This is a genomic window from Mycobacterium sp. (assembly GCF_046330795.1).
In the GTDB taxonomy this organism is placed as follows: Bacteria; Actinomycetota; Actinomycetes; order Mycobacteriales; family Mycobacteriaceae; genus Mycobacterium.
In genome coordinates, this window is record NZ_JAXLSA010000001.1 from 289,501 (window position 1) to 313,644 (window position 24,144).

Genomic DNA, 24,144 nt, shown 5'->3' on the forward strand with positions numbered 1-24,144 from the left:
TGGCTACTCGGAGCTCCTGGTTCGGCCTGGAATGCGCCAGCATAACGACTTCCCGGCGCCGACGCCCGGTACCCGTCAGGCGTCCTGGAGCTGCGGCTGCGGTGGTGTGCGGGCTGGCCGGGAGCGGACCACCTGCGGCCACCAGAACCACCGGCCCAGCAGCGCGGCGATGGCCGGCGTCATGAAGGAGCGCACCACCAGGGTGTCGAACAGCAGACCCAGACCGATGGTCGAACCGACCTGCGCGATCACGGTCAGCTGACTGACCGCCATGGACATCATCGTGAACGCGAACACCAGCCCGGCCGAGGTGACCACCGAACCGGTGCCGCCCATGGCCCGGATGATGCCGGTGTTGAGCCCGGCATGGATCTCCTCCTTGAACCGGGCCACCAACAGCAGGTTGTAGTCGGCGCCGACCGCCAACAGGATGATGACCGTCATCGCCATCACCATGAAGTGCAGATCGATGCCCATGATGTGCTGCCAGAACAGGATCGACAGGCCGAAGGACGCGCCCAGGGACAACACCACGGTGCCGACGATCACCGCGGCCGCGACGATGGCCCGCGTGATGATCAGCATGATCACGAAGATGAGCGCCAGCGCGGCGATCGCGGCGATCATCAGATCCCAGCTGTTGCCCTCCTGCATGTCCTTGAAAGTGGCTGCGGTGCCGGTGAGTTGGATCTTCGAGCCCTCCAGCGGGGTGCCCTTGATGGCTTCCTTGGCGGCCAGCCGGATCTGATCGATCCGGTCGATGCCCTCGACGGACATCGGATCGCCCGCGTGGCTGATGATGAACCGCACCGCGTGGCCGTCGGGGGAGATGAAGTTCTTCATGCCGCGCTTGAACTCGTCGTTGTCGAAGATCTCCGGCGGAAGGTAGAAGCTGTCGTCGTTGCGGGCCGTGTCGAACGCGTCGCCCATGGCACTCTGGTTCTCCGACAGGGCCGCCATCTGATCCTGCAGACCCTTCTGGGTCTGATACATCGTCAGCATCATCGACTTCATCGTCTTCATGGTCTCGATGTTCGACGGCATCAGGGCCAGCATCTGCGGCAGCAGCTCGTTCATCTTGTCCATGTCCGGCAGGATGCTCTGGAAGGCGTCGGTCATGGTGTCGATGCCGTCGAGGCTGTCGAACGTGGACCGGATCGCCTGGCACGCCGGGATGTTCATGCAGTGCGGTTCCCAATAGAAGTAATTGCGCATGGGCCGCAGGAAATCATCGAAATCGGAGATGTGGTCCCGCAGTTCGGCGATGTCGTCGGCCATGTTGTGGGTCCGCGCCACCATCGATTTCATGACGCCGTTCATCTGCTCCATGAGCGTGATCATCTGCTGCATGGTGTCGATGTTCTTCTGCATGGCGGCGACCTGGACCTGCATATCGGCCATCCGGTCCATCATGTACTTGCGGTTCATCGTCTGGGTGGTGCCGCTCATGCCCAGCATGAAGGGAATCGTGCTGTGCTCCATGGTCGTTCCCTCGGGGCGGGTGATCGACTGGACCCGGGAAATTCCGGGGATGGCCATGATCGCCTTGGTGATCTTGTTGATCACCAGGAAGTCCGCCGAGTTCCGCAGATCATGGTCGGACTCGATCATCAGCAGTTCGGGGTTCATCCGGGCCACCGAGAAGTGCCGCTCCGCAGCCGAATAGCCCTCCTGGGCGGGCAGATCCTTGGGCAGATAGTTGCGGTCGTTGAAGTTCGTCTGGTAACCCGGCAGCGTCAGCAGCCCGATCAGCGACAGTGCGATGGTGGCGGCCAGGATGGGCACCGGCCAGCGGACCACCGCGGTGCCCACCTTGCGCCAGCCGCGAATCCGCATGGCGCGCTTGGGTTCCAGCGTCCTGCGGAACCGGCTGGCGATCGAGACCACCGCGGGACCCATGGTCAGGGCCGCGATCACCACCGTCACCATGCCGACGGCCAGCGGGATGCCCAGCGACTGGAAATAGGGCAAACGGGTGAAATGCAGGCACAGGGTGGCGCCCGCAATGGTCAGGCCCGAGCCCAGGATCACGTGCGCGGTGCCGTGGAACATGTCGTAGTACGCGGTCTCGCGGTCCATCCCGCGGCTGCGGGCTTCCTGGTACCGGCCGATCAGGAAGATGGCGTAGTCCGTGGACGCCGCGATCGCCAGCGTCACCAGCAGGTTGGTGGCGAACGTCGACAGCCCGATGATGTTGTGGAAGCCGAGGAACGCCACGATGCCGCGCGCCGCCGACAGTTCGAGCACCACCATCAGCAGCACCAGCAGCACGGTGACGAACGAGCGGTAGACCAGCAGCAGCATCACGATGATGACGGTGAACGTCAGGATCTCGATCATCTTGACGCTGCGGTCGCCGGCAATGTGCTGATCGGCCGACAGCGCGGACGGTCCGGTGACGTAGACGTGGACTCCCGGCGGCGGGGCGACCGACGCGACGACGTCCTGCACGGCCTTGACCGATTCGTTGGCCAGCGCCTCACCCTGGTTGCCCGACAGATACACCTGGACGTAGGTGGCCTTGCCGTCGACGCTCTGCGCTCCCGCGGCGGTCAGCGGGTCGCCCCAGAAATCCTGGACATGTTCGACGTGCTTGGTGTCGGCGCGTAGCTTCGCCACCATCTGGTCGTAGAAATGGTGCGCGTCGGGGCCCAGCGGCTGGTCGCCCTCCAGCACGATCATCGCCGAACTGTTGGAGTGGAACTCGTCGAACACGTGGCCGATGCGCTTCATCGCCATCACCGAGGGCGCTTCCTCGGGCGCCATGGAGACCGATCGCATCTGCCCGACGACCTCGAGCTGGGGCACGCTCGAGTTGAGGAAGCCGATCAGAACGACCCAGCCGATGATGATCGGGATCGCCAGCCGCCGGATCCACAGCGCGATACCACCCTTGTGCGGTGGCGCCGACAATGGCGTGCTCATGCGGGGCGGCAGCTTCCGAGGACGAGCGCCGGGCACAGAACAGTCATGTGCGGCTCGTACCTCCAGGTGTCGGAGCGGGGCGGGCGGTCGGCGATTCGCAGCAGCCCTCGGCATTCATATAGCCGAGCTAAGAGTAACACTGGTTCCCGGCCCGAGGACCGCCTGTGGTCGCGCTCACCGAGCGGCGAACGGCAACTCCAAATTCCGGACCAGCGCCGACGTGTCGAAGCCCGCGGACGCCACAACGACGTCGCATTCACGGTGCACCCGCCGATCATGCAGCCCGTCACCGGGGCCGCGTACCGTTGTCCTGTGGCACGAACCCCCAAGACGAGCGGCCGATTCTGGAAACTGCTCGGCGCCAGCACCGACAAGAACCGCGCCCGCACTGCCGAAGAGGTCACCGCGGCGGCCGAATTCGAGGCCAAGGCCGCCGAGCTCGACGACGAACAGCTGCGCAAGGCCGCCAAATTGTTGGATCTCGACGCGCTGGCCGAGTCCGCCGACATCCCGCAGTTCCTGGCGATCGCGCGGGAGGCGGCCGAGCGGACGACGTCGCTGCGTCCCTTTGACGTGCAGCTGCAGGGGGCGCTGCGGATGCTGGCCGGCGACGTCGTGGAGATGGCCACCGGTGAGGGCAAGACGCTGTCGGGCGCCATCGCTGCGGCCGGGTACGCGCTCGGCGGCCGCCACGTCCACGTCATCTCCGTCAACGACTACCTGGCCCGCCGCGACGCCGAGTGGATGGGGCCGCTGCTCGAGGCCATGGGCCTGACGGTCGGCTGGATCACCGAGAGCTCGACGGCCGAAGAACGCCGCGCGGCCTACGCCTGCGACGTCACCTACGCCTCGGTCAACGAGATCGGGTTCGACGTCCTGCGCGACCAGCTGGTGGTCGACGTCGACGACCTGGTGTCACCCAACCCCGACGTCGCCCTGATCGACGAGGCCGACTCCGTCATGGTCGACGAGGCGCTGGTCCCGCTGGTGCTGGCGGGCACCACGCACCGCGAGCAGCCGCGGCTGGAGATCATCGCGCTGGTCGGCGACCTGACCGCCGGGATCGACTACGCCGCCGATGCCGACCGGCGCAACATCCACCTGACCGAGGCGGGCGCCGAGAAGATCGAGAAGGCCCTGGGCGGGATCGACCTGTACTCCGAAGAACACGTCGCCACCACACTCACCGAGGTCAACGTCGCCCTGCACGCGCACGTGCTGCTCCAGCGCGACGTGCACTACATCGTCCGTGACGGCGCCGTGCACCTGATCAACTCGTCCCGCGGCCGCATCGCGACCCTGCAACGCTGGCCCGACGGACTGCAGGCCGCCGTCGAGGCCAAGGAGGGCATCGAGACCACCGAGACCGGCGAGGTGCTCGACACCATCACCGTGCAGGCGCTGATCAACCGCTACCCGACGGTCTGCGGCATGACCGGCACCGCGCTGGCCGCCGGCGAACAACTGCGCAAGTTCTACTCCCTGGGCGTCTCGCCGATCGAACCGAACACGCCCAACATCCGCGAGGACGAGCAGGACCGCGTCTACATCACCGACGCGGCCAAGATCGACGGGATCATCGACCACATCGCCGAGGTGCACGACACCGGCCGCCCGGTGCTCGTCGGCACCCAGGACGTCGCCGAATCCGAAGAGCTGCACCGCAAGTTGCTGCGCCGCGGCATCCCCGCCGTCGTCCTCAACGCCAAGAACGACGCCGAGGAGGCCGCCGTCATCGCCGAAGCCGGCGCCCTGGGGGCCGTCACGGTGTCCACCCAGATGGCCGGCCGCGGTACCGACATTCGGCTCGGCGGCTCCGATGAATCCAGCCACGACCAGGTGGTCGAGCTCGGCGGCCTGCACGTGGTCGGCACCGGCCGGCACCACACCGAGCGCCTGGACAACCAGCTGCGGGGCCGGGCCGGCCGGCAGGGCGACCCCGGGTCGTCGATGTTCTTCGCCAGTTGGGAGGACGACGTGGTGGCCTCGCACCTGGATCCCGGCAAGCTGCCCACGGAGACCGACGCGGAAAAGGGGGACGGCCGCATCGTCAGCCCCAAGGCCGCCACGCTGCTCGACCACGCCCAGCGGATCGCCGAGGGCAAGCTGCTCGACGTGCACGCCAACACCTGGCGCTACAACCAGTTGATCGCCCAGCAGCGGGCCATCATCGTCGAGCGGCGCAACAAGCTGCTGGCCACCGCGGCGGCCCATGAGGAACTGCAGGCGCTGGCCCCGGAGCGGGCGGACGAATTGGCCGAGCGGCTCTCTCCCGAGCAGCTCGAGCGGCTCTGCCGGCAGATCATGCTGTACCACCTGGACCGCGGCTGGGCCGATCACCTGGCCTACCTGGCCGACATCCGGGAGAGCATCCACCTGCGCGCACTGGGCCGGCAGAACCCGCTCGACGAATTCCACCGGCTGGCCGTCGACGCCTTCGGCTCGCTGGCCAGCAACGCCGTCGAGGCCGCCCAGCAGACCTTCGAGACGGCCGACCTGGTGGACGGCGGCGAGCACGAATTCGATCTCGACCTGTCGAAGCTGGCCCGCCCGACGTCGACATGGACGTACATGGTGCACGACAATCCGCTGCAGGACGACACGCTCTCGGTGCTGAGCCTGCCGGGGGTCTTCCGCTAGTCCGGGCACTAGGTTGGGCAGCATGGACGCGCACCCGGGTCAGTCGCGCGAGCGCGTGTTGACGGTGCCCAATGTGCTGTCGGTGCTGCGGCTGGTCCTGATCGTCGTCTTCGTCTACCTGCTGCTGGTCACCCACGCCTACGGTTGGGCGACCGCGGTGCTGATGATCAGCGGCGCCTCGGACTGGGCCGACGGCAAGATCGCCCGGCTGCTCGACCAGTACTCCCGGCTCGGCGAACTGCTCGACCCCGCCGTCGACCGGCTCTACATGGTGGTGGTGCCGGTGGCCATGGCGATCGCCGGGATGATCCCGTGGTGGATCATCGCGATCCTGCTGGTCCGCGACGGCCTGCTGGCGGCCACCCTGCCGCTGCTGCGCAGCCGGGGCCTGACCGCCCTGCCGGTGACGTACATCGGCAAGGCCGCGACGTTCGCCCTGATGTCGGCGTTCCCGCTGATCCTGCTGGGCCAGTGCCGCACCGACGGGGTGCAGTGGACAGATGTGGTGGGTGCCCTTGGTTGGGGCTTCCTGATCTGGGGCATCTACATGTACCTATGGTCCTTCGTGCTCTACGTCGTGCAGGTCACCAAGGTGCTGCGCGAGCTGCCGCGGGTGACGGGATGAGCGGCGACGGGCCGGCATCCCGCGTACTCGGCGGGTACCACCCCGATGCGGGGCTGCGCGCGGAACGGGCCGACCAGATCACCCGGTTGCCCGTGCCGTCGTTGCTGCGATCGTTGCTCACCGACCACCTCGACCCCGGCTACGCCGCGGCGGCCGAGCGCCGTTCGAAATCCGCACGGCGGCTTGGGGTTTCGCAAGGGTTGTGGCAGGCCGTCGGGGCGTTGTTGATCGCGGCGGTGTTCGCCGGGGCGGTGGCCCAGGCCCGCAGCCTGGCGCCCGGACTCACCAGCGCGCAGCGGGTGCTGGCCGGCAGTGTGCGCTCCGCCGAACAGAACGCCGACGGGCTGACCCGGGACCGCGACACCCTGGCCGGGCAGGTCGACGACCTGGCCCGCACCCGGCTGCGCGACGACAGCGAGGGGCGCAGCCTGCTGGCCGGTCTGGACAAGCTCGGCCTGGCCGCCGGCAGCACCGCGGTGATCGGCCCCGGCCTGACCGTGACCGTGTCCGATCCCGGTGCCGGCCGGGACCTCTCGGACGTGTCCAAGCAACGGGTCGCCGGCAGCCGGCAGGTGATCCTGGACCGCGACCTGCAACTGGTGGTGAACTCGCTGTGGGCCAGCGGCGCCGAGGCGGTGTCGGTCGGCGGCATCCGCATCGGGCCGAACGTGACCATCCGGCAGGCCGGCGGCGCCATCCTGGTCGACAACCATCCGATCACGGGTCCGTACACCATCCTGGCCATCGGACCGCCCAACACCATGCGGGACACCTTCGAACGCAGCCCGGGGCTCAACCGGCTGCGGCTGCTCGAGGCGTCCTACGGCGCCGGCGTCACGGTCAGCACCGGCGATGGGCTGACGCTGCCCGCCGGTGCCGGCCGCGACGTCGAATTCGCCCGGCAGGCCGGATCCTGAGATGGAGGACGACCGATGATCGGAATCGCCGCGCTGGTGGTCGGCATCGTGCTGGGCCTGGTGTTCCATCCGAGCGTGCCCGAGGTGGTGCAGCCGTATCTGCCCATCGCGGTGGTCGCCGCACTCGACGCGGTGTTCGGCGGCCTGCGGGCCTATCTCGAGCACATCTTCGACGCCAAGGTGTTCGTGGTGTCCTTCGTGTTCAACGTACTGGTGGCCGCCCTGATCGTGTGGGTCGGCGACCAGCTCGGCGTCGGCACCCAGCTGTCGACGGCCATCATCGTGGTCCTCGGGATCCGGATCTTCGGCAACACCGCCGCCCTGCGGCGGCGGCTGTTCGGGGCCTGACATGTCCCCTCCCGAGCCCGCGCCCGAACCCCGTCAGCGCCGCTCCCAGCTCGTCTTCGCCGTCCTGGGGGTCGTGCTGTGCCTGCTGCTCGGGCTGGCGCTGGCCACTCAGGTGCGCCAGACCGAATCCGGCGACGCCCTGGACACCGCGCGCCCGGCCGACCTGCTGGCCCTGCTCGGATCGCTGCAGCAGCGCGAGGCCGCACTGAACACCGAAGTCGGCGACCTGCAACGCCAATTGGCGACCCTGCAGGCCGCCGGCACCTCCGATCAGGCGGCCGTGGACAACGCGCGCGCCCGGCTGGCCGCCCTGTCGATCCTGATCGGCACGGTCGCCGCTACCGGGCCGGGGGTGACCATCACCATCGCCGACCCGGCCCGCGGCGTGGCTCCCGAAACGATGCTCGACGTCGTCAACGAACTTCGTGCCGCGGGCGCCGAGGCGATCGAGATCCACGACGGCTCCCAATCGGTCCGGGTCGGGGTCGACTCCTGGGTGGTGGGGCGGCCGGGCGCGCTGCAGATGGACGGCGCGACGCTGTCGCCGCCGTATTCCGTTCTGGCCATTGGCGATCCGCCGACATTGGCCGCGGCGATGAACATCCCCGGCGGCGCGGTCGACAGCGTCGAGCGGGTCGGTGGCACCATGACGGTGCAGCAGTCGCAGCGGGTCGACGTCACCACCTTGCGGCAACCGAAACCCCGCCAATACGCTCAGCCCGTCAAATAGCCCGTTCCATCCCCCTTGCATAGGAGCCAGACCACCGTGAGCGAAGTCCCGTCCGAACTGCTCTACACCAGCGAGCACGAGTGGGTGCGCCGCACCGGAGACGACACCGTGCGTGTGGGGATCACCGATTTCGCGCAATCCGCGCTGGGCGACGTGGTGTTCGTGCAACTGCCCGAGGTCGGTGCCGTGCTGACCGCCGGCGAGGCCTTCGGCGAGGTGGAGTCCACCAAGTCGGTGTCGGATCTGTACGCGCCGCTGTCGGCGAAAGTGGTTGCCATCAACGAAAATCTGGAGGGCAGCCCGGATCTGGTGAACTCCGATCCCTACGGCGAGGGCTGGTTGGTGGACCTGCGGATCGACGGCGGCACCCTCGACGACGACCTGACCGCACTGCTCGATCCGGACGCCTACCAGGCATCGCTGACCGAGTGACCGGATTGTTAGGGTTCCTACCGGCCGCGATCACCACCACTGAACGCCGGTCACACGGTACGGTCGAAGGAACGGCGAGTGCGGGGCGGGCACTGGAGACCAAGGGTGCCAAAGGATGCTGGAGACGCTGCCACAGCAGCCGAGTGAGGAGCCAGGTGTGACGGACAAGGACAGTTCCGACGAGGTCACCGTTGAGACGACGTCGGTGTTCCGCGCCGACTTCCTCAACGAGCTCGACGCCCCGCCGTCGACCGGATCGGAGAGCGCCGTCTCGGGTGTCGAAGGACTGCCGGTCGGCTCGGCCCTGCTGGTCGTCAAGCGCGGACCCAACGCCGGATCACGGTTCCTGCTCGATCAGGCCAGCACCTCGGCGGGCCGGCATCCCGACAGCGACATCTTCCTCGACGACGTCACGGTCAGCCGCCGTCATGCCGAGTTCCGCTTGGAGACCGGCGAATTCCAGGTGGTCGACGTGGGCAGCCTCAACGGCACCTACGTCAACCGCGAACCCGTCGACTCGGCTGTGCTGGCCAACGGCGACGAGGTGCAGATCGGCAAGTTCCGGCTGGTGTTCCTGACCGGGCCGCGCACCGACGACGGCGGCCCAGGCAGCTAGTGACGGCCCCCGATACTCCCGAGTTCGCCGGGATGTCCATCGGAGCGGTCCTCGACCTGCTGCTGCCCGACTTCCCGGATCACGTCTCCGTCTCCAAGATCAGGTTCCTGGAGGCCGAAGGTCTGATCACGCCCGAACGCACCGGGTCGGGGTATCGCCGATTCACCGCCTACGACTGCGCGCGGCTGCGCTTCATCCTGACCGCCCAGCGCGACCAGTACCTGCCCCTGAAAGTCATCAAGGCACAGCTCGACGCCCTGCCCGACGGTGAGCTGCCCCAGCCGGCGTCGGCCTACGGCACGCCGCGCCTGGTGCCCGACCCCGACAGCCCGGGGACGCCGGCCGTCGCCGCCGCGCGGCTCCGGTTGAGCCGCGACGACCTCCTGGAACAGTCCGGCGCCGGTGCGGAGCTCCTCAACGCGCTGCTGCGCAACGGTGTCATCACGCCGGTGAGCAAGGGCGGCGGGGCGGCCTACTTCGACGAGCACGCGGTGGTGATCGCGCAGTGCGCCCGGGCGCTGGCCGACTACGGCGTGGAGCCGCGGCACCTGCGGGCATTCCGGTCGGCGGCCGACCGGCAGTCCGACCTGATCGCCCAGATCGCCGGACCCCTGGTCAAGACCGACAAGGTCGGCGCGCGTGATCGCGCCGACGACCTCGCGCGCGAGGTGGCCGCACTGGCGATCACCCTGCACACGTCGTTGATCAAATCGGCCGTCCGCGACGTGCTGAACCGGTGAGGGCTAGAGTTGGAGGCAGTTCGCCGCAGCCTTCGGAGGGGCAACACTGATGGGTGAAGTTCGCGTCGTCGGGATCCGCGTCGAGCAACCTCAGAATCAGCCGGTCCTGCTGCTGCGGGAATCCAACGGCGATCGCTATCTGCCCATCTGGATCGGACAGTCCGAGGCCGCCGCCATCGCACTCGAACAGCAGGGTGTCGAGCCGGCCCGGCCGCTGACCCACGACCTCATCCGCGATCTGATTGCCGCCCTTGGGCATTCGCTCAAGGAGGTCCGGATCGTCGATCTGCAGGAGGGCACCTTCTACGCGGATCTGGTCTTCGACCAGGACATCACGGTGTCCGCGCGGCCGTCGGACTCGGTGGCCATCGCGTTGCGGATGGGTGTACCGATCTATGTCGAGGAGGCGGTGCTGGCCGAGGCCGGCCTGCTGATCCCCGACGAGTCCGACGAAGAGGCGTCGGGCACGGTCCGCGAGGACGAGGTGGAGAAGTTCAAGGAATTCCTCGACACCATCTCGCCCGACGACTTCAAGGCAACCTGACCTGCGGGTTACCGCCGCGAATGTTACGGAACCGTCTCAACTGGTCATCCGGCATTCGACACGCCCGGCACCTGTCGGGCAGAGCCGGAAATCCGGCGATACTGGGAAGCGAGAAGTTGGGGCCGGCGCACTCCCGGCGACCCGACGAGAGCGTATGCTCTTGAACACTCGGCGAGAGGAATCAGGGGTGGGCGAGCAGCCACGGCAGGAGCAGCTGGACCTGGGGACCGACCCGACTCCGGAGCCCGACATCGCGCAGGGGCCGGTGCAACCCGGTCTGTTCCCCGACGATTCCGTTCCCGACGAACTCATCGGGTATCGCGGGCCGAGCGCGTGCCAGATCGCGGGTATCACCTATCGCCAGCTCGACTACTGGGCCCGCACCTCGCTGGTCGTTCCGTCGATCCGCGGCGCGGCCGGCTCGGGCAGCCAGCGGCTGTACTCCTTCAAGGACATCCTGGTCCTCAAGATCGTCAAGCGGCTCCTCGATACCGGCATCTCGCTGCACAACATCCGCGTGGCGGTCGATCACCTGCGCCGGCGTGGCGTCGAGGACCTGGCCAACATCACCCTGTTCTCCGACGGCACCACCGTCTACGAGTGCACGTCCGCCGAAGAGGTCGTCGACCTGCTGCAGGGCGGACAGGGCGTGTTCGGGATCGCGGTGTCCGGCGCGATGCGCGAACTGACCGGCGCCATCGCCGACTTCCCGGGTGAGCGCGCGGACGGCGGCGAGTCGATCGCCGCGCCGGAGGACGAGCTGGCCTCGCGGCGCAAGCATCGCGACCGCAAGATCGGCTGATTCACCACCGCGCGTTATTTGCGCGAACAGACGCAAAGGCCCCTCGATCCGGCGCGGATCGGTCCCTTTTGCGTGTGCTCGGGGCACTGGGATCAGGCGGGCCGGGTAAGCTGAACGGCGCATCGCCCGCCCGCGGGAGAGTTCCGTGATCGCCAGTCACGGACGCCGAAGGAGCAACACCTCTCCGTCAACCTCTCAGGCCCCCGGACCGCGCTCGGCCCCGATGCCTCTGGAAAGCGGTGGACCCCAGGATTGTCGGGGGGCCGCCCGCCCATGGGGAAAGGCCCGGCCGGCCCACAACCGGCACGGCCGAATCTCTCAGGCGCCCGGTTCCGGGTGGACGACAGAGGGGGAGGAGTAGTTCCGCCTGCCCCGTTGAGGAGTCCCGTGCCCGAGCTGAACTTCGCCGACCGCCACATCGGCCCCGACGCCGCCGACGTCGCGACCATGCTCGACGTGATCGGTGTCGCGTCGCTGGACGATCTGGCCGCCAAGGCCCTGCCCGCCAACATCCTGGATGCGCTGGACGACAGTGGCCGCGCGCCCGGCATGGCCGAGCTGCCCGACCCGGTGTCCGAACACGAGGCGCTGGCCGAGCTGCGGGCGCTGGCCGCCTCGAACACCGTGGCCGTGTCGATGATCGGCCAGGGCTACTACGACACGCTGACCCCGCCGGTGATCCTGCGCAACATCCTGGAGAACCCCTCCTGGTATACGGCCTACACGCCGTATCAGCCCGAGATCAGCCAGGGGCGCCTGGAGGCGCTGCTGAACTTCCAGACCATGGTCGCCGACCTCACCGGTCTCGAGCTGGCGAATGCCTCGATGCTCGACGAGGGCACCGCCGCGGCCGAGGCGATGACGCTGATGCAGCGGGCCAGCAAGTCCAAGAGCAACCGATTGATCGTCGACGTCGACGTCTTCGCCCAGACCGCGGCGATACTGGCCACCCGTGCCGAGCCACTGGGCATCGAGATCGTCACCGCCGATCTGCGTGACGGCCTGCCCGACGGCGAGATGTTCGGTGTCCTGGTCCAGCTGCCCGGCGCCAGTGGTCGCATCACCGATTGGTCGGCCGTCGTCGAGCAGGCGCACGAGCGCGGTGCCCTGGTGGCCGTCGGCGCCGACCTGCTGGCGATGACGGTGGTGACCCCGCCCGGCGAGATCGGCGCCGACGTCGCGTTCGGCAGCGCCCAGAGATTCGGTGTGCCAATGGGATTCGGCGGTCCGCACGCCGGATATCTCTGCGTGCACGCCAAGCACGCCCGGCAGCTGCCGGGCCGGCTGGTGGGAGTTTCGGTGGATGCCGACGGCAATCCCGCCTACCGCCTCACCCTGCAGACCCGGGAGCAGCACATCCGCCGGGACAAGGCCACTTCCAATATCTGCACCGCGCAGGTGCTGCTGGCCGTGATGGCCGCCATGTACGCCAGCTACCACGGTGCCGACGGCCTGACCAACATCGCCCGCCGGGTCCACGGCCACGCCGAGGAGATCGCCACCGCGCTCGGTGACGCGCTGGTGCACGACAAGTACTTCGACACCGTCCTGGCCCGGGTGCCCGGCCGCGCCGACGCCGTGGTGGCCGCCGCCGCCGCGCGCGGGATCAACCTGTGGCGGGTGGACGCCGATCACGTGTCGGTGGCCTGTGACGAGGCCACCACCGCCGCGCACGTGGCCGCGGTGCTCGACGCGTTCGGGGTGACGGCGGCGGGCCGGACGTGCGCAGGGATCGTCACGCGCACCTCAGAATTTCTGACCCATCCCGCGTTCACCAGCCACCGGACCGAGACCGCCATGATGCGCTACCTGCGCGCCCTGGCCGACAAGGATCTGGCGCTGGACCGCACGATGATCCCGCTGGGCTCGTGCACCATGAAACTCAACGCGGCCGCCGAGATGGAGCCCGTCACCTGGCCGGAGTTCTCCCGCCAGCACCCGTTCGCCCCGGCGGCCGACACGCCGGGCCTGCGGCGCCTGATCGCCGACCTCGAGACCTGGCTGACCGGACTGACCGGCTACGACGCGATCTCACTGCAGCCGAACGCCGGTTCGCAGGGGGAGTACGCCGGACTGCTGGCCATCGCCGACTACCACGCCGCCCGCGGCGACACGCACCGCGACGTCTGCCTGATCCCGTCGAGTGCGCACGGCACGAACGCGGCGTCGGCCGCGCTGGCCGGGATGCGCGTGGTGGTGGTGGCGTGCCGGGAGAACGGCGACGTCGACCTGGATGACCTGCGGGCCAAGGTGGCCGAGCATGCCGCCGACCTGTCGGCGATCATGATCACCTACCCGTCCACCCACGGGGTGTACGAGCACGACGTCGCCGACATCTGTGCGGCGGTGCACGACGCCGGCGGACAGGTGTACGTCGACGGCGCCAACCTCAACGCCCTGGTCGGGCTCGCCCGGCCGGGCAAGTTCGGCGGCGACGTCAGCCACCTCAACCTGCACAAGACGTTCTGCATCCCGCACGGTGGCGGGGGACCGGGCGTCGGGCCGGTGGCGGTGCGTGCCCACCTGGCCGAGTTCCTGCCCGGTCATCCGCTGGCGCCCGAGCTGCCGAACGGGCATCCGGTGTCGTCGGCGCCCTACGGGTCGGCGTCGATCCTGCCGATCACCTGGATGTACATCCGGATGATGGGCGCCACGGGGCTGCGCGCTGCCACGCTGACCGCGATCGCCTCGGCCAACTACATCGCCCGCCGCCTCGACGAGTACTACCCGGTGCTCTACACCGGGGAGAACGGAATGGTGGCCCACGAGTGCATCCTCGACCTGCGCGCGATCACCAAGGCGACCGGCGTCACGGTGGATGACGTGGCAAAACGGCTGGCGGACTACGGGTTCCACGCGCCCACAATGAGCTTCCCGGTGGCCGGCACGCTGATGGTGGAGCCCACCGAGAGCGAGAGTCTGGCCGAGGTCGATGCGTTCTGCGAGGCGATGATCGCCATCCGCGCTGAGATCGACAAGGTCGGTTCGGGCCAGTGGCCGCTGGAGGACAACCCGCTGCGGGGAGCGCCCCACACGGCCGACTCTCTTCTGGTCGAGAAGTGGGAGCATCCGTACACCCGCGAGGAGGCGGCGTACCCGCTGGGCAAGGGCTACCGACCGAAGGTGTGGCCGCCGGTGCGGCGCATCGACGGCGCCTATGGCGACCGGAACCTGGTGTGCTCGTGCCCGCCGGTGGAGGCGTTTGCCTGACGACGATGCCCTGAGGAACGAGGGGAGGAGGAGTCGGGCGATTCGGATCTTGCCTGACGACGATGCGCTCCGGGTGCTGACTGGTGACCCCGACGGCGATACACCGCGTGAGGTGCGGAGGGGTCGCGCACTCGGCGTCCTGCCCAACGACGAGGTACCGGACGGACCCTCTGGTCGGCAGGGCGTGCCGCGGCCGGTGACGGGCCTCGGCCGCGTGGTCGGGGGTCATTCGCCGTCGGCTCCCGCTTTGCCGGTGGACCCGCCGATGCCGCCATTGCCGCCCGTTCCGCCGCTGCCGCCGCTGTTGGGCGTGCCGGTGGACGCCGCGCCGCCGTCGCCGCCGTCGCCGCCCCGGCCGCCGACCAGGCCACCGATTCCGCCGTTGCCGCCATTGCCCGCCTTGGAGGTGCCGGTGGAGGCGGTGCTGTCGTCGGAGACCACGCCGCTGCCGCTGCTGTGCGATGTGCCCGTCCGCGTCGACGCGATGTCGCCGCCCTTGCCGCCCTCACCGCCGGTTCCCGTCCCGATGAAGCCGCCGTAGCCACCGTCGCCGCCGCGTCCACCGACGACGGTTGTTCCGCCGGTGGCATTGCCGCCGTCCCCGCCGTCACCGCCGTCGCCGCTGACCATTCCGCCGCCGATCCCGCCCCTTCCGCCGGCGCCGCCGGTCACGGTTGCGGTACCCACCGCGTCGCCGCCGTCGCCGCCGTCACCGGCATCGCCCAGCGAGACCACCAGTCCGCCGTCGCCGCCCCGGCCGCCGACGGCGTTGCCGTTCACGGTCATGGCGTCGCCGCCGGAGCCGCCGTTGCTCCCCGTACCTGCGAAAACCGTTCCGCCGGAACCGCCGTCACCACCGTAGGCATCGCCGGTTCCGATCACCATGGCGCTGCCGCCGTTGCCGCCGGGCTTGGCCTCGTGCCACTTGCCCATCCCGCCGTCGCCGCCGTCGCCGCCGATGGCATCGCCGTTGACGGCGATCGCGTTGCCGCCGTTGCCGCCGCCGCCGCTGTCACCGCCCAGATTGAGGTCGGAGATGCGTGAGCCGCTGTCGCCGCCGTCGCCGGCGGTCGCGTTCCCGGTCGCGGCGTACGCGTTGCCGCCATTGCCGCCGGCCCCGGCGCTACCGCCGTAGATTCCGCTGGCGCCGCCCGTCCCGCCGTCGCCGGCGGTGGCGCCCTTGGTGGCGGTGCCGTAGTTGAGGTCGTTGCCGCCGTTGCCGCCCGTGCCGCCGCTGCCGGACATCAGGCCGCCATCGCCACCGCGACCGCCGTCGATGGCCGCCGAGATCAGCCGGCCGGTGACCGGGTCGTAGACGGCATCGACCCCGTCGCCGCCGTTGCCGCCGTCACCGGTGAACCAGGCGTTGCCGCCGTTGCCACCGTAGGCACCGTTGCCGCCGTTGCCCCCGAAGAAGCCGGCGTTGCCGCCGTTGCACAGGGCCGTGCAGGTCGGATCGATGACGAGTCCGTCCAGGCCGTTGCCCCAGAGCAGGCCGCCGTCGCCGATCATCATCCAGCCGGCGGTCGGATCGGTGACCGTCGGCGCGGAGCCGGACGGGCAGGTTGTCCCGCCGGTGGCCGGCGCGGCCGAGTCGGTGCACGACGCGGCCACGGCCAGGTCCGATTCGGTGGACATCAGCAGCACCGGCAGCGTCAGCTCGGGAGCCGCCCGGTCGGCGGTCTGCGGTGAGTGCGACAGCGCGGCCGCAATCACGGCAATGGCGATCGCTGCGAGAACTCCGACGAGCGCAGCGACACATTTCTTCGCCGCGCCGGCCACCCAGGCCTCTCCTGACACAACAGTCACAGAACTGAGACTAAAGCGTTATCTGGGATTAGGGAGACCAAAGGGGAAAAATCGACAGAAGTGACCGGCGTGGCAAAACGGAATACTGATGCAGCTGCCCTATCATGGCGCCGCCCCGCGGGTGCGAGCGGTCAGGAGAGCATGGCGTTCAGCGCCGTCACGAAGTCGGGCGAGTCCGAGGCAGGCACGTTCTGATACGTTCCACCGCTGAGCTGCGCGACGGCCTCCCAGGTCGGGCGGTCCGGATCGTCGCCGACATTGATCACGTCGACCGCCACCGGGCGGGCCGGATCGGCACTGGACCGGACGAGATCCTGCAGACCCTCGGCGCCCAGGGATTGGTCGGTGTGCGGTCCGGCGGTGATGACCAGCACCGAGTTCGGCTGGCCCGGCCGGAAGTTGGCCTGTGCATCGGCCAGCACGTTGCGCAGCGTCGTGAACGACACCGCGCCCCCGCCGCCGGGCGTCAACTCGCCCAGCGCGGCCGCCAGGACCGCTCCGCGCGACTGTCCGTCGATCTGATCGGACAGCGGTCCGACGTTCACCGCGGTAGCACTGGCCGAGCCATTGAAGCTGGTCAGGCCCACTGCCGAGGCCGGCGGGAGGGCGGCGATGCGCGTGTTGAGGGCCCCGACCACCGGCGCCAGGTCCAGCGATCGGTCCAGCATGATCGAGGTGGTGTGCGCGCCGCCGGGAGCGGCCAGCGTTCCGGCCACCGAGACCCGGACCGCATCGTCGCCGACCGACAAGGTCGCCGGCAGCGATGCGAAATCAACCACGTCGTTGGCCGGCGGGGTGTTGCCCTCGGTCCGGAAGCCGGCCTTCGCCAGCTGCGCCAGCTGTTCGGGCTTGCGCAGGAACCGCTCGAATTCACTGGCCGCACTGGCCTGTTCCTGGCTCACCCAGTCGCCGGCCAGCAGTGTCGCCGGGAAGTCGGCCACCGGCACCGGTCCCGGGGGCCGCCAGCCCGCCAGCGCGGACCCGGAGTTCGCCCGGGTGAACAGCTGCTGCTCGGTGATCGCCACGGCGTGCACCGCCGCTGCGGCAGCATTACCGTTGGTCCCACCGTTGTCCCCACCGTCGAGCAGGGCCGTCATGGCCGTGTCCAGCGTGGGACCGTCCAGTTTCGGTTGGCCGGCGAGCAGCGCCGTGACCGCGCCGATGCCGTCGGTGGCGGGCGCGCCCGAGGGCGCCGAGGCCGACGCCACCGCCTCTGCCAGCAGGTTTGCCGCATCACTGGCCCCTTCGGTGGGGACCGCCAGGCGCAGCGTGCCCCAGCCCGGCAGGCCCAGTTGGTCCAGCGACCCCTGGTCGTTCTGCAGTGCCGGCAACGTCGCCCAGTTCTGTTCGGACAGCGCCGACTTCAGGTCCGGTCGGACCGCGAGCAGCACCGGCGAGGTGGCCACCGAACGGAACGAGCTGACGATGCCCGGCCCGGCGGCGGCCTGCAGACGGGCCACCGACACCGAACTACCGGGGATCCACACCGCCGGCTTTTCGCCCATATCCCCAGGCCAGGCTCCCTGCAACCCGTTGATCACGGCAGTCGAACCGGCCGCGGTGACGCTGACGGCCACACACTCGTCGCCGACCGGGCCGGCGGTCTGGTTGAACGTCTTGGCGAACGTCGACAAGGTGTCCGCGATGGCTGGATCCGCCGCCACGGCGACCTTTGCCTCGCCCCCGAGGCAGCGGTCCGCAGCCGAGTTGGAGCGGTTCGACAGCGCGTCCCCGAAGAATCGCCACACGATGACTCCGCCGACCAGCACCACCACGGCGACCAGCGCCGCGATGACCGCTGGGCTGACACCGCGCCGCTGCGGGACCACCACGCGGTGGCTGCCGGTCCACTCACTCAGCGTGCGGTGCCCGCCGGTGGCCGGACCCGAATCCAGCCCCCCGGTGTCCCGGGAGTCGGTGGCATCCGGTCGGTCGCCGTACAGGTCCCCGGCCTCGTCCGGATCGGGAATGCTGTGCCTGCCCATGACTCCCTCTGTCTAGCTGTTGTCGGGTCCGTTCTGGGCCGCCTTGAACTCCCGGCGGCGTCGATGCAGGATCGGCTCGGTGTACCCGTTCGGCTGCGCCGCGCCCTGCAGGATGAGCTCCTCGGCCGCCTTGAACGCGATGCTCGAGTCGAAGTCCGGGGCCATCGGCCGGTAGGCCGGATCCCCGTCGTTCTGCCGGTCCACCACCGGCGCCATGCGTTCCAGACCGGCGCGCACCACCTCGGGTGTGATCACCCCGTGGCGTAGCCAGTTGGCCAGCAGCTGGCTCGAAATACGCAGTGTCGCACGGTCTTCCATCAGGGCGACATCGTGGATGTCGGGCACCTTCGAACAGCCCACCCCCTGGTCGATCCAGCGCACGACGTACCCCAGGATCGACTGACAGTTGTTCTCGACCTCTTCGCGGATCTCGTCGGGGGCCCAGGTCAGCGAGGCGTCGGCGAGCGGGATCGTCAGCAGCTGGTCGAGGGTGGTGCGCGTCTGGCCGGCCAGCTCCTGCTGCACCGCGGCGACGTCGACCTGGTGGTAGTGCAGCGCGTGCAGGGTGGCCGCGGTCGGCGACGGCACCCACGCGGTCGTGGCCCCGGCCCGCGGCTGGGCGATCTTCTGCGCCACCATGTCGGCCATCAGATCGGGCATGGCCCACATGCCCTTGCCGATCTGGGCCCGGCCGGACAGCCCCGCGGCCAGTCCGGCGTCGACGTTGGCGTCCTCGTAGGCCAGGATCCAGGGCTGGGACTTCATGGTGCCCTTGCGCACCATCGGCCCGGCTTCCATCGAGGTATGGATCTCGTCGCCGGTGCGGTCCAGGAAGCCGGTGTTGATGAACACGACCCGGTCGGCGGCGGCCTTGATGCAGGCCCGCAGGTTGGCCGAGGTACGTCGTTCCTCGTCCATGATGCCGACCTTCAGGGTGGCCTCGGGCAGCCCCAGGACGTCCTCGACGCGGCTGAACAGCTCGCAGGTGAACGCGACCTCGTCGGGGCCGTGCATCTTGGGCTTGACGATATAGATCGAGCCGGTCCGGCTGTTGGTCAACGGCCCGGTCTCATCGGAGGCCTTCAGGCCGTGCAGCGCGATCAGGCTGGTGAACAGGGCGTCCTGGATGCCCTCGGGCACCTCCACCTCGGCGCCGTCCGCGTCGAGCGTGACGATGGCGTCGTTGGTCATCAGGTGCCCGACGTTGCGCACGAACAGCAGGCTGCGCCCCGGCAGCGTCAGTTCGGACTCGCCGTCCGGCGTGACGTAGGTGCGGTCGGCGTTGAGCGTGCGGGTGAACGTCTTGTCGCCCTTGCTGACCTCTTCGGCCAGGTCACCGCGGTTGAGGCCCAGCCAGTTCCGGTACCCGAGCACCTTGTCGTCGGCGTCCACCGCAGCGACGGAGTCCTCGAAGTCCATGATCGTGGTGATCGCCGATTCGAGCACCAGGTCCTTGATACCGGCCAGGTCGGTCGATCCGACGGGGGACTCCGGGTCGATCTCGATCTCGACGTGCAGACCGTGGTTGACCAGCAGCACCGACCAGGACGGGGAACCGAGGTCCCCGCTGTATCCGGCGAACCGCGCGGGATCCGCCAGGCCGGTGGTCTCGTCGCCGAGGGCCAGTTCGAGTTGCCCGTCGGCCACGCTGAGGCCCGTCACGTCGGCCCACGACCCGGATTCCAGCGGTGCGACGGCGTCCAGGAACCGGCGCCCGTAGGCGATCACCAGGTCGCCGCGGACCTGGTTGTAACTCGTGCCCTTCTCGGCGCCGTCGGTCTCCGGGATCACGTCGGTGCCGTACAGCGCGTCGTACAGCGAGCCCCACCGGGCGTTCGCGGCGTTGAGGGCGAATCGGGCGTTGAGGACGGGCACCACCAGCTGCGGGCCGGCCGTCGACGTGATCTCGGGGTCCACGCCGGAGGTGGTGATGGCGAAGGCGTCCGGCTGTGGCAGCAGGTAGCCGATCTCGGTGAGAAACGCCTGGTAGGACTGCGGATCGACCGGTTCGAGGACGTGATGGCGGTGCCACTTGTCGATCTGGGCCTGCAGTTCATCGCGACGGGCCAGCAACGCCTCGTTCTGCGGGGTCAGATCCGCGATCACCTTGTCCACGCCGGACCAGAAGGTGTCCGGGTCGATACCGGTGCCCGGCAGCGCTTCATTGGTGATGAAGTCGTAGAGCACCGGGGCGACCCGCAGATCGCCGACGACGACGCGGTCGGTCATGTTTCCTCCTCTGGCCCGGCGGGCTGGCAGTCAATCAATCCTAGGCCCGGCAAAGGGCGCAACGAGGCTATGGCGGCGCGCTGGCGCTGGTGTTGGTCCAGGGATGTGCGGGGGTGTGGCGCACCGGGGTGCCGCGACGGGTCGCGCCGCGATCGGCTCGCACCAATATATGGCACCGCGTCAGCAACTCCCGGCGCAGCGCGGCGGCAGCGTGTGCGAGCTCACTCTGGCGGCGCGCGTACTCGGCCCGGCCCGCCGGCTGCTCGACCTTGATCGGGGCGTACCCGTAGTGGGACAGGTCGTAGGGGCTGGCGGCCATGTCGAGTTCGCGCGCCGCGCCGGCCAGCTCGAAGCAGTCCAGCATCAGCTCGGAGGGCAGCAGTGGACCCAGCTTGATCGCCCACTTGAACAGGTCCATGTTCGCGTGCAGGCAGCCGGGCTGCTCGGTCCCGACCTGCGATTCGCGGGTCAGACGTGCGGCGTTGCGCGGCACCGCCGCGTCGGTGAAGAACCGGAACGCGTCGAAATGGGTGCAGCGCAACGGCGTGAACATGGGGGACTCGACCACCGCGTCCGTGCCGGCCGCGCCCAGCCGAAGCGGCACCGCATCGTGGCGGACGTCGGCGCTGCGGTAGACCATCGCCCACTCGTGCATGCCGAAGCAGTTCAGCTGCGCCGGCCGGGCGGCCGTGGCCGCCAGCAACCGCGCGACGAATTCGACGGTGGCGGCGCGTTTGGCCAGGTGATCGGCCGTCACGGTGACGCCGTCGGGATGCTCGGCGTAACCGGTGCGGCCCAGGTAGTGGCGGCGGGCCTGCCCACCGGCCAGGACGACGCCGTAGCCGGGATGCCAGCAGGTCAGTTGTCCGGGCCGGACGCTGTAGTAGGTGAACAGGAAGTCCCAGACCGGGTGCGCCGCGGTGTCCGGCCGGGTCAGCGCCAGCAGCGCGTCGGCCCGATTCCGGTGCGCGGCGGCCCGCTGCTGCCAATCGTCGGCGCCGAGCACCTGCTCAGACACGGTGGGTCCCGTCGCGCACGGTCCCGACCAGATCCTCGACCAGGTCCTCGAGCGCGACCACCGCCACGATCGGCGGCAGGCCGGGCGCCGCCGCGGGGCCCGACTGCTCGGTCGGTCCCGTGACCAGGGCCAGGTGGCTGTTGTTGCGCCGCATGTGCGACAGCGCGTCGGGCAGCGACATGCGCGATTCGACCTGCGGCAGCGGGCGGACCATGCCGCGGTCGACGACGGCGCCGGGATCGTCGCCGAGGGCCAGGACATCCTTGATGTGCAGATAGCCGATGTAACGGCCGTCGACGTCGGCCACCGGGAACCGGCTGTAACCCGTCTGGACGAGCGCCTGTTCGACGGCGCCGATGGTGGGGCCCAGCCCGGTCCCGGCCACCGGGACCGCCCGGATCTCATGCAGCGGCAGCGCGATGTCGGCAACGGTGCGCTCGGTGATCTGCAGCGCCCTGGTCAGTCGGGTGTGCTCCTCGGGATCCAGCAGGCCCTCGGACACCGATTCGGCGATCATCTCGGAGAGCTCGACCGTGGACACGGTCACGTCGAGTTCGTCCTTGGGCTCCACCCGCAGCGCCCGCAGTGTGATGTTGGCGCACCAGTTGTAGAACGCGATGAACGGCCGCACCGCCCGCACATAGACCAGGTACGGCGGGATCAGGAGCATCGCGGTGCGTTCCGGCCCGGCGATGGCGATGTTCTTGGGCACCATCTCGCCGAGCAGCACGTGCAGCAGCACGACCAGACCCAGCGCGACGAGGAAGGACACCGTGTGCAGCAGGGCGTCCGGAATGCCCACCAGGTCGAACGGCCTCTCCAGCAGGTGCGCGACGGCCGGCTCGCCGACCCGGCCGAGCAGGATGGAGCAGATCGTGATGCCCAGCTGCGCGCCGGCCAGCATCAGCGAGAGCCGCTCACCGGCGCGGATGACCGTCACCGCGCTCTTCTTGCCCTGTTCGGCCAGCGCCTCCAGCCGGTCCCGGCGCGCCGAGATCAGCGCGAACTCCGAACCGACGAAGAACGCGTTGGCGCCGAGCAGGATCGCGGTCAGCAGCACGCCCAGGATGTCGGTGCCCATCTAGCGTCGCCCCCCGTCGGGGCCGCGCGGGCCCAGCTCGGTCAGGTGGAGCAGATCGATGCGCCGGCCGTCCATCGCCGCCACGGTGGCCAGCCAGCGCACCGGACGTTCGGGGTCGCCGTCGGGGTCGAACGCGGTCAGCTCGACCGACTCACCGGATTGGGGGATGTGGCCGAGTTCGGCCAGAACCAGGCCGCCGATGGTCTCGTACTCGCCGTCGGGGGCGCGGAACCCGGTCTCCTCGGCCACCTCGTCGGTGCGCAGCAGCCCGGAGACCTGCCACCCGTTGCCGGCCCGGATCACGTCCGGGGTGGCGTCGTCGTGTTCGTCCCGCACGTCGCCGACGATCTCCTCGATGAGGTCCTCCACGGTGACCATGCCCGCGGTGCCGCCGTACTCGTCGACCACCAGGGCGGTCTGCAGGCCGTTGGCCCGGACCTGGGACATCACCGCGTCGCCGTCCAGGGTCGACGGCACCACCGGGACCGGTCGGGCCAGGGTGGCCAGCCGGGTGCTGGACCGCTGCGCCGGCGGGACCTCGAAAACCTGCTTGACGTGCACGATGCCGATGGTCTCGTCGAGGTCGCCGGCGACGATGGGGAAGCGGGAGAAGCCCGTTTCGGTGGTCGCCGCGACCAGGTCGGCGACGGTGTCGTCGGCCTGCAGCACCTCGATCTTGGAGCGCGGGGTCATCAGCTCCTCGGCGGTGCGTTCGCCGAACTGCAGCGAGCGGTCCACCAGTTTGGCCGTGTCCTCGTCGAGCGACCCGCTGCGCGCGGAGTTGCGCACCAGCGAGACCAGTTCGGCCGGAGTGCGCGCCGAGGCGAGTTCGTCGGCCGGCTCGATGCCCATCCGCCGCAGGATCCAGTTGGCAGTGCCGTTGGTGGCCCGGATGGCCAGGGTGAAGATCCGCGAGAAGAGCAGCTGCGGGCCGGCGGTGGCACGGGCGGTGGGCACGGGATGGGCGATCGCGAGGTTCTTGGGCACCAGCTCGCCGAACACCATCGACAGCGACGTGGCGATCACCAGCGAACCGGCCAGCGCCAGGCCGCCGGCCGGACCGGGTGGCAGGCCCAGGGCGTCCAGTCCGGGCCGCAGGAACTGCGCCACCACCGGTTCGGCCAGAAAACCGGTGGCCAGGGTGGTGATCGAGATGCCGAGCTGGGCGCCGGACAACTGGAAGGACAGCGTGCGGTGGGCCCGCTGGACGAAGCGGTCGCGCCGGTCGCCGGTGCGGGCGTTGGCGTCGACCGTGCTGCGTTCCAGCGCGGTCAGCGAGAACTCGGCGGCGACGAACAACGCGGTGCCGGCCGTGAGGAACAGGATGGCCAGCACGCTCAGCGCGGTCCACCAGCCGGTCATCGTTCAACTCCGGAGGGACAGCCGGGCCCGCGACGTTCGCGGCCCGGCCCGCTAGAGGATGGTTCGTCGGCCGAATTGTCGGGTTCCGACGGTGCGCACATCTGGTCCAGGGGTGCCTGCGGCGCAGGACT

At 69.5% G+C, this 24,144-nt stretch carries 18 protein-coding genes and 1 riboswitch; of the genes, 11 read left to right on the forward strand and 7 right to left on the reverse strand.

Annotated features, from left to right (window positions below; translation table 11 throughout):
- Window positions 1-75: 75 nt before the first annotated feature.
- Entirely contained in the window at window positions 76-2,925 is a 2,850-nt protein-coding gene (locus U0R18_RS01445; RefSeq protein WP_526365214.1) for an MMPL/RND family transporter, read from the reverse strand.
- 312 nt (window positions 2,926-3,237) lie between these two features.
- Here U0R18_RS01445 and secA2 point away from each other — a divergent pair, with 312 nt between their 5' ends.
- The 11 genes from secA2 (at window position 3,238) to gcvP (ending at window position 14,529) form a co-directional block, all read left to right on the forward strand.
- Window positions 3,238-5,565: an accessory Sec system translocase SecA2 gene (gene secA2 / locus U0R18_RS01450; protein WP_526365216.1), complete on the forward strand. Its 2,328-nt coding sequence runs from the start codon at window positions 3,238-3,240 to the stop codon at window positions 5,563-5,565.
- A gap of 22 nt (window positions 5,566-5,587) precedes the next feature.
- On the forward strand, window positions 5,588-6,190 hold the full coding sequence (locus U0R18_RS01455; protein WP_526365218.1) for a CDP-alcohol phosphatidyltransferase family protein: 603 nt from the start codon (window positions 5,588-5,590) through the stop codon (window positions 6,188-6,190).
- Window positions 6,187-7,107, forward strand: a complete 921-nt coding sequence (locus U0R18_RS01460; protein ID WP_526365220.1) for a DUF881 domain-containing protein — start codon at window positions 6,187-6,189, stop codon at window positions 7,105-7,107. Before U0R18_RS01455 ends, U0R18_RS01460 begins: the two co-directional genes overlap by 4 nt.
- 15 nt (window positions 7,108-7,122) lie before the next feature.
- The gene (locus U0R18_RS01465; RefSeq protein WP_526365222.1) at window positions 7,123-7,455 is read left to right on the forward strand and encodes a small basic family protein; all 333 of its coding nucleotides are present in this window, start codon (window positions 7,123-7,125) and stop codon (window positions 7,453-7,455) included.
- Window position 7,456: 1 nt separating this feature from the next.
- The gene (locus U0R18_RS01470) at window positions 7,457-8,185 is read left to right on the forward strand and encodes a DUF881 domain-containing protein (RefSeq protein WP_526365224.1); all 729 of its coding nucleotides are present in this window, start codon (window positions 7,457-7,459) and stop codon (window positions 8,183-8,185) included.
- Between the two features lie 36 nt (window positions 8,186-8,221).
- Window positions 8,222-8,617, forward strand: coding sequence for a glycine cleavage system protein GcvH (gcvH, locus tag U0R18_RS01475; protein WP_526365226.1), 396 nt, complete (start codon window positions 8,222-8,224; stop codon window positions 8,615-8,617).
- 115 nt (window positions 8,618-8,732) lie between these two features.
- A complete protein-coding gene (garA, locus tag U0R18_RS01480) occupies window positions 8,733-9,233 on the forward strand; it encodes a glycogen accumulation regulator GarA (RefSeq protein ID WP_526365228.1) in 501 nt (166 codons plus the stop codon).
- On the forward strand, window positions 9,233-9,973 hold the full coding sequence (gene ftsR, locus U0R18_RS01485; RefSeq protein WP_526365230.1) for a transcriptional regulator FtsR: 741 nt from the start codon (window positions 9,233-9,235) through the stop codon (window positions 9,971-9,973). Before garA ends, ftsR begins: the two co-directional genes overlap by 1 nt.
- A 49-nt stretch (window positions 9,974-10,022) precedes the next feature.
- Complete coding sequence (locus U0R18_RS01490; RefSeq protein ID WP_526365232.1) at window positions 10,023-10,517, forward strand: bifunctional nuclease family protein; 495 nt, start codon at window positions 10,023-10,025, stop codon at window positions 10,515-10,517.
- 187 nt (window positions 10,518-10,704) lie between these two features.
- Window positions 10,705-11,319 carry a MerR family transcriptional regulator gene (locus tag U0R18_RS01495; RefSeq protein WP_526365234.1) on the forward strand — a complete coding sequence of 205 codons (615 nt, stop codon included), beginning with the start codon at window positions 10,705-10,707 and terminating at the stop codon, window positions 11,317-11,319.
- Window positions 11,320-11,442: 123 nt separating this feature from the next.
- A riboswitch (glycine riboswitch) is annotated at window positions 11,443-11,540 on the forward strand.
- A 166-nt stretch (window positions 11,541-11,706) separates the two neighbouring features.
- On the forward strand, window positions 11,707-14,529 hold the full coding sequence (gene gcvP / locus U0R18_RS01500; RefSeq protein ID WP_526365236.1) for an aminomethyl-transferring glycine dehydrogenase: 2,823 nt from the start codon (window positions 11,707-11,709) through the stop codon (window positions 14,527-14,529).
- A gap of 225 nt (window positions 14,530-14,754) precedes the next feature.
- On the opposite strand, the gene U0R18_RS01505 is transcribed toward gcvP, so the two are convergent.
- The 6 genes from U0R18_RS01505 to U0R18_RS01530 all read right to left on the reverse strand — a co-directional run bounded on the left by U0R18_RS01505 (window position 14,755) and on the right by U0R18_RS01530 (window position 24,013).
- Complete coding sequence (locus U0R18_RS01505) at window positions 14,755-16,338, reverse strand: hypothetical protein (protein WP_526365238.1); 1,584 nt, start codon at window positions 16,336-16,338, stop codon at window positions 14,755-14,757.
- 131 nt (window positions 16,339-16,469) lie between these two features.
- On the reverse strand, window positions 16,470-18,323 hold the full coding sequence (locus U0R18_RS01510) for a substrate-binding domain-containing protein (RefSeq protein WP_526365240.1): 1,854 nt from the start codon (window positions 18,321-18,323) through the stop codon (window positions 16,470-16,472).
- 12 nt (window positions 18,324-18,335) lie between these two features.
- On the reverse strand, window positions 18,336-20,552 hold the full coding sequence (locus U0R18_RS01515; protein ID WP_526365242.1) for a malate synthase G: 2,217 nt from the start codon (window positions 20,550-20,552) through the stop codon (window positions 18,336-18,338).
- A gap of 67 nt (window positions 20,553-20,619) precedes the next feature.
- Window positions 20,620-21,570: a 3-methyladenine DNA glycosylase gene (locus U0R18_RS01520; protein WP_526365244.1), complete on the reverse strand. Its 951-nt coding sequence runs from the start codon at window positions 21,568-21,570 to the stop codon at window positions 20,620-20,622.
- Window positions 21,563-22,651: a CBS domain-containing protein gene (locus U0R18_RS01525; RefSeq protein WP_526365246.1), complete on the reverse strand. Its 1,089-nt coding sequence runs from the start codon at window positions 22,649-22,651 to the stop codon at window positions 21,563-21,565. Before U0R18_RS01525 ends, U0R18_RS01520 begins: the two co-directional genes overlap by 8 nt.
- The gene (locus U0R18_RS01530; RefSeq protein ID WP_526365248.1) at window positions 22,652-24,013 is read right to left on the reverse strand and encodes a CNNM domain-containing protein; all 1,362 of its coding nucleotides are present in this window, start codon (window positions 24,011-24,013) and stop codon (window positions 22,652-22,654) included.
- Window positions 24,014-24,144 lie beyond the last annotated feature (131 nt).